The following is a 5,011-nucleotide window of genomic DNA, read 5'->3' as shown; positions in this document are numbered from 1 at the left end:
AGTCAATGGTACAACGAATGTGGAGACAGCTCGAGGCATCAGAATTGCAAGAGCAAACAAGGTTTTCAACATGTCGATCTCAGGTCGAGCTGCTTCACAGACAAGCAGGGGCGAATGCTCCGCTCATCATTGAACCAGAGCAGCGTGATACTTTTCCAGCAGCAGCGCTTTCTGCCGCTTATTTGTATTCGATTGCAGGTGCTTCACTAAGTGAAACCATCATCATATTACCGGTAGATGCCTATGTTGAAAGTGATTTTTTTGCGTTTCTAAAAGGGATACCAAATCTCTTGCGTGAGAGTGGTTCACAGATCATGCTGATAGGAATGAAACCTTCATCGGCTCTAGAGCAAAATAATTACATCATCCCAGAGAATGAGCATCACAGCGTAAATAATGGGTTATTTGGATGCAGAATAAAAAGTATTAAAGAAAAGCCTTTTAAAGATCAAGCTATATCGTTAATGAAAGAAGGCGCGTTATGGAATAGCGGGATATATGCATTCCAACTCGATTTTATGATTACTATGCTAATGGAGCGCGGGTTCCCCATTCATTATGATGAGTTATACAAGCAATATTATAAGCTCCCTAAGGTTGCCTTTGAGTCCGAGGTGATGCAAAGCAAGGCGTCCAAATCAGTTATACAATATGACGGTGTATGGAGAGATATGGGCACTTGGCTAAATTTATCGGAGGAAATAGCGTTTCAACGATTTGGAAATGTCGAAATATCGAATGAGTGCGAGCAAGCTCAAATTATCAATGAGTTAGATATTCCAATAACTATTGTTGGACTAACGAATGTTATTGTAGCAGCCAGTCCAGACGGTATACTCTTTGCTAGCAAGGATGCAGGGGATTTAATCAATGACAAGCTTCAAGCGATGAACAGTAAGCCTAAATATGAGGAGAAACGCTGGGGTCATTCGAAAATAATTGATAATGCAGTATTGGGCTCGGGGATACAAGTGGTTACAAAGCGGATTTTTATCGCCGCTGGTCAGAACATTAGCTATCAAATACATTTTAAGCGTAGTGAAGTATGGACAATTGTATCAGGTGAAGGGATTCTTCTATTAGATGATCATTTTCGTCAGGTTGTTTGTGGCGATGCGGTGCAAATCCCTGTACGAGCAAGACATAGTTTAAAAGCGATAACTGATATGGAATTGATTGAGGTGCAGAGCGGTTCACACGTAAGTGATGAGGATATTATTCGTCTTGGTATTACATGGGATGAGATTACAACTGAATTAAACCTAGCTTAGCCGGATGGGATAATGATTATAGATTAATGCAAGAAATAAACAGGGGAAGAGGTTGACAGTATAGCTGGTTTACAATAGAGTTAATATATGGAGGATACATATTGTAACATTTCACGGTAGGTTTATATATCTAGCGGAGAGGGAGCGATCAATGGAATGATGCGTTCAGAGGATCGTTTTTACTGTGTTAGTTGTGGAGAGATGGTTTCTAATCCGAAAGCGGATATCTTGTTCAGAACCGGTTTTTTTCGAGTCGTACATCCTATGGGCTATTGCTTGTCGTGCAGTATAGAGCAAGATAGGCTGGATGCGGCGCTTGGATCACCAGTACAGACCAGTAACTATGACTATAAAATGTTCCTCCGCGCAGATGCGAAAGTTGCCGAGCTTCTGGGGCAGCCCTATCGAACAGATGATAACGAAAACCGGTTAACTACAATACTTTTGTAGTTAACCGGTTTTTTTGTGAACTTCTAATTTTTTCCTGGATCGATTATAATAGATAAGATTTGAACTTTTCGTTGTAATAGGATGCAAAAAGTTATGAGTAAAGGTATACTTTGTAAATGGTGAAAGGGGAGTTAAACAACATGGAAGAACCGATTGTGAGATTAAAAAATGTAACAAAGCGTATTGGCAAACGAACCATAATCGACCGATTATCACTTGACTTGCCACTTGGCGAAGTATTTGGTTTTCTTGGCCCGAACGGTTCAGGTAAAACGACTACGATCCGTATGATGGTCGGATTAATGGCTCTTTCTGATGGAGAGATCACGATTGGTGGATATAGCATAACGAAGCAATATGAAAAAGCGATTCGTCATGTTGGAGCAATTGTAGAAAACCCGGAGATGTATAAGTATTTGTCTGGTTATCAAAACTTGATCCATTATGCACGAATGATCCCAGGCATATCAGAGCATCGCATTAAAGAGGTTGTTAAGCTAGTAGGGCTTGAAGAGCGGATTCACGATAAGGTGAAGACCTATTCATTGGGAATGCGGCAGCGGCTTGGTGTCGCTCAGGCGATCCTACATAAGCCAAGACTGCTTATTCTAGATGAGCCTACGAATGGCTTGGATCCTGGAGGTATACGCGAACTACGGGATTATTTGCGTCAGTTATCGAGAGAAGAAGGCCTAGCTGTATTCGTATCAAGCCATTTGCTATCGGAAATGGAACTGATGTGTGACCGAGTTGCTATCATTCAAAACGGCAAGCTTATCGATGTGCGAACGTTGCGAGGAGCAAACGCTCCTACAGAGCAGGTTCGGGTGCTCTTCGAGGTTGACCGTCCGCAAGGAGCGGTTGATGCTCTATTCGCTATAGGTCAGCATGCAGAGTTTGATGGGGAGTTTGGGATTGCCGTTGAATCAGACAAAGAGCGAATTGCAGTTATAAATGCTGCCCTTGTGTCCGCAGACATTAAAGTATATGGTATTCGCGCTCATGTTAAATCGTTAGAAGACCAATTTTTGGAAGTGACTGGAGGGGAACGAATTGGGTGATTTTGTACAGCTTATTAAGAATGAAAATATGAAAATTTACCGTCGTCCCCGCACATGGATCATGTCCGGCATTATGGTTCTGGTAGTCATCATAATTGCGACATTATGGCTTGTAGTTGGAGGCAGAGATTCATCGATGTGGGAAGTGATGTCGATGGAGTCGATGATATTATTTATGCTGGTGACGATATTCACAGTTGTGATTGCAGCCGGTGGCGTGGCGGATGAATTCACAAGCGGTACGATAAAGTTATTACTAATACGTCCTTGGTCGCGGTCAAAAATTTTGTTATCCAAATATATTGCAAATATGATGTTTGCAATTATGCTCGCTGTACTTCTTTTCACCAGCACACTACTAGCTAGTTGGCTTTGCTTCGGTATTAATCCGGTGGTGACAGATCAATCTTCCATGGTTATACCTGAAGGAACGTCGCCATTTTCGTATATGCTGCAGTACTATGCGATGAATTTGGTTTCATTAGTCGTTACAGTTACGCTTGCGTTCATGCTGTCGACTGTTTTCCGCAGCAGTGGACTGGCTATTGGGTTGTCATTGTTCCTGTTGCTTGGTGTTGGCAGCTTTGTACCGCTGCTTGCGATGCTGGATTACAAATGGATTGACTATTTATTGTTTATGCATTTGGATTTAACTAAATATATCGGAAATACTTCGTTAGAGGACGGGGCGAGTCTTGGATTTTCTCTCGCGATCCTTGGAGCATATTATGTTATTTTCATCGCACTGACTTGGTACGTCTTTAATAAACGTGATGTAACGGCTTAGGCATTTACATTGCTTTAGTTATGCAGGTTAATTAAAAAAGCCGCTCCTTCCGCTGCTCTCATTGTTTAGAGCAGCGGCGATGGGGCGGCTTTTCATATTGTGGATCAGCCGCTATTAGCGGAATGTGGTGTGCAAGCAAGCAGTTGATCCCGATTTTCGCGGATGATCTAAAATTATTGAAAGGTTACCCTGCTTGACGTGATTTTTCTTTCTGTTCCTTATTAGCTTTTGATTCCTTGCCGTGAATATGAGGAGCCTCTGATTCTGCTAATGCACGGTTTTTGGAATCGGTTTGACGCTGCTCCATCATGCAGCTGCCGTTAATCATACCACCATCTTGAACGATGAGCGTATTGGCAGTTAGGCTGCCGGTTATAAGTCCGGAGGAGGTGATGATGAGGCGTCCTTTTGTAGTAATATCGCCGAAAACTTTACCGGCGATCGTTATATCACGAGCTGTAATATTGGAACGTGCAATGCCGCATTCACCAATGATAACATCGCCCTTACATTCAATGTCTCCGCGGTATTCCCCTTCAATACGAAGATTTGCCTCACACGTCATTTTGCCCTCAGATAGCGTACCTTGCCCAATCAACGTGTCCGTTGCGGCAAGCCGTTTATTATCCCTGAACATAAGATTAATCCTCCTTAAAGGTTTGTGAAAGAAACCTAGCTTCGGAAGCATAGGCTATAAAGGTTTGTGGAAGAAACCTAGCTTCGGAAGTGAAGACCTTAGAGGTTTGTAAGTTAACCTGCTTAGATATATAAGAATTTATGAGTTTTCACTTATAGATGAGCCTGCATACTTTTAAAATGAAGGCTTTTACATTAGAGAGCTGCGGCTGCCTTCGCGTTTGTAATTAGCTTTCATTTGCGAGAAACTTTAATGGATTGACGGTCTCATTTTTTTGCAGAATTTGAAAATGTAAATGTGGGCCGGTACTTCTGCCGCTCGTGCCTAGTAAACCGATTTTTTCGCCTCGAACGACAGTATCACCCTCTTTGGCTTCAATACGTTTGAGATGCATGTACATACTCTGCAGGCCGCCCAAATGGTCAATAACGATGAATCTGCCGAGTGAGTTATCATAGCCTGTTTCTCTTATCGTACCTTCCGCCGCGCTGAAGACGGGGTCCCCTAGCTTGCCTACAATATCTAAGCCTGCATGAAACGTGGCCCGTCCGGTAAACGGGTCCTTGCGATATCCGAATCCAGAGGTCAATTGTTTGGATCGTGTCGGCCAGCCTGAAGGGTAGCCGTCAACAGATGCTTTGCGAGCTTGTGCAAGTTGAAGCGTAAGCTCCATTGATTCCTCTAACGTATCGACCATAGCGCTGATCGCTAACAGATCGAGTCCGGTATGCTGCGCTAGAGAAGCGATTCTCTTTGAATCCTGTACAATTGGAGAATAGGAGGGGTCTGCAGTCATAGATAGAGC

The 5,011-nt window shown here is 43.0% G+C and carries 6 protein-coding genes; 4 read left to right on the top strand and 2 right to left on the bottom strand.

Going from position 1 to position 5,011, the window contains the following annotated elements:
• The 4 genes from AC1DWN_RS27810 to AC1DWN_RS27795 form a co-directional block, all read left to right on the top strand.
• On the top strand, positions 1-1,271 hold a 1,271-nt coding region (locus AC1DWN_RS27810), incomplete at its 5' end, for a sugar phosphate nucleotidyltransferase (RefSeq protein ID WP_477562128.1).
• Between the two features lie 156 nt (positions 1,272-1,427).
• Positions 1,428-1,721 (top strand): hypothetical protein, encoded by a 294-nt coding sequence (locus AC1DWN_RS27805; protein ID WP_477562127.1) that lies wholly within the window; start codon positions 1,428-1,430, stop codon positions 1,719-1,721.
• Positions 1,722-1,861: 140 nt separating this feature from the next.
• On the top strand, positions 1,862-2,782 hold the full coding sequence (locus AC1DWN_RS27800) for an ABC transporter ATP-binding protein (protein ID WP_477562126.1): 921 nt from the start codon (positions 1,862-1,864) through the stop codon (positions 2,780-2,782).
• Positions 2,775-3,569, top strand: a complete 795-nt coding sequence (locus tag AC1DWN_RS27795; protein ID WP_477562125.1) for an ABC transporter permease — start codon at positions 2,775-2,777, stop codon at positions 3,567-3,569. The genes AC1DWN_RS27800 and AC1DWN_RS27795 overlap by 8 nt, the downstream gene beginning before the upstream one ends.
• A gap of 184 nt (positions 3,570-3,753) precedes the next feature.
• Here AC1DWN_RS27795 and AC1DWN_RS27790 read toward each other — a convergent pair whose 3' ends face one another.
• Both AC1DWN_RS27790 and AC1DWN_RS27785 read right to left on the bottom strand, forming a co-directional pair.
• On the bottom strand, positions 3,754-4,206 hold the full coding sequence (locus AC1DWN_RS27790; protein ID WP_477562124.1) for a bactofilin family protein: 453 nt from the start codon (positions 4,204-4,206) through the stop codon (positions 3,754-3,756).
• A gap of 226 nt (positions 4,207-4,432) precedes the next feature.
• On the bottom strand, positions 4,433-5,011 hold a 579-nt coding region (locus AC1DWN_RS27785; RefSeq protein ID WP_477562123.1), incomplete at its 5' end, for a M23 family metallopeptidase.

This window comes from Paenibacillus sp. P4_A7 (assembly GCF_056402455.1).
Note: the sequence above shows the minus strand (reverse complement) of the source record. Positions and strands in the feature narration are given on the sequence as shown.

Bases quoted from the DNA above. Each gene is read 5' to 3' on its own strand.
- AC1DWN_RS27805 (WP_477562127.1), top strand. From the start codon at position 1,428: ATGATGCGTTCAGAGGATCGTTTTTACTGTGTTAGTTGTGGAGAGATG.
- AC1DWN_RS27800 (WP_477562126.1), top strand. From the start codon at position 1,862: ATGGAAGAACCGATTGTGAGATTAAAAAATGTAACAAAGCGTATTGGC.
- AC1DWN_RS27790 (WP_477562124.1), bottom strand. From the start codon at position 4,206: ATGTTCAGGGATAATAAACGGCTTGCCGCAACGGACACGTTGATTGGG.